The 1,015-nt window shown below is 63.4% G+C and carries 1 protein-coding gene; it reads left to right on the top strand.

Annotated elements, in window-relative coordinates:
- The coding region (locus tag A2J02_RS10460) for a cation:dicarboxylate symporter family transporter (protein ID WP_156516179.1) at window positions 1–899 on the top strand (899 nt) is incomplete at its 5' end.
- Window positions 900–1,015: the final 116 nt, after the last annotated feature.

The following is a 1,015-nucleotide window of genomic DNA, read 5'->3' as shown; positions in this document are numbered from 1 at the left end:
CGCTCTTCGTGGCCATCCTCGTCGGCTTCGCGCTGCAGGCCATGGGCAAGCAGGGTGAAGGTATTCTCAAGGGCATCGGCGCAGCGCAGAAGCTTGTCTTCCGCATCCTGACCATGATCCTGTGGCTCGCCCCGATCGGCGCTTTCGGTGCCATCGCCGGTGTCGTCGGCAAGACCGGTTTCGACGCGGTCATCCAGCTCGGCACCTTGATGCTGGCCTTCTACATCACCTGCTTCATCTTCGTCTTCTTCTTCCTCGGCCTCATCCTGCGCTTCGTCTCCGGCTTCTCGATCTTCAAGCTGGTCAAGTACCTGGCTCGTGAGTACCTGCTCATCGTCGCCACCAGCTCCTCCGAGTCGGCACTGCCGCGTCTGATCGCCAAGATGGAGCACGTCGGAGTCGAGCGCACCACCGTCGGCATCGTCGTCCCCACCGGATACTCGTTCAACCTCGACGGCACCGCGATCTACCTGACGATGGCTTCGATCTTCATCGCCGACGCCATGAACATGCCGCTCTCCATCGGCGAGCAGTTCTCGCTGCTGCTGTTCATGATCATCGCCTCGAAGGGTGCGGCCGGAGTCTCCGGAGCCGGCCTGGCCACACTCGCCGGCGGACTGTCGAGCCACCGCCCCGAACTGCTCGACGGAGTCGGCCTCATCGTCGGAATCGACCGCTTCATGTCCGAGGCCCGCGCGCTGACAAACTTCTCGGGTAACGCCGTCGCCACCCTGCTGGTCGGCACCTGGACCAAGACGATCGACAAGGATCGGGTCAACACCGTGCTCGACGGCGGCCTGCCGTTCGACGAGGAGACCATGGTCGACGACCACCTCCCCGAGGACGAGCGACCTGCCGACAAGCAGGTCATCATCGAAAAGCACGCCGCCAAGGCGTGATACCTGCCGGGCGCCGCGCATCCCCCCGTCGCCCGGTTCGGAAGAACCAAGAACGACCCCGCCACCAGCGGGGTCGTTCTTGTTTTTCGTACGTCGGTTCCATTCTGTCGGTACTC

The sequence above is a fragment of the Rhodococcus sp. EPR-147 genome (assembly GCF_001647185.1).
GTDB lineage: Bacteria > Actinomycetota > Actinomycetes > Mycobacteriales > Mycobacteriaceae > Rhodococcoides.
The sequence above is the reverse complement of the archived record's forward strand: the minus strand, read 5'-3'. Positions and strand labels throughout refer to the sequence as shown.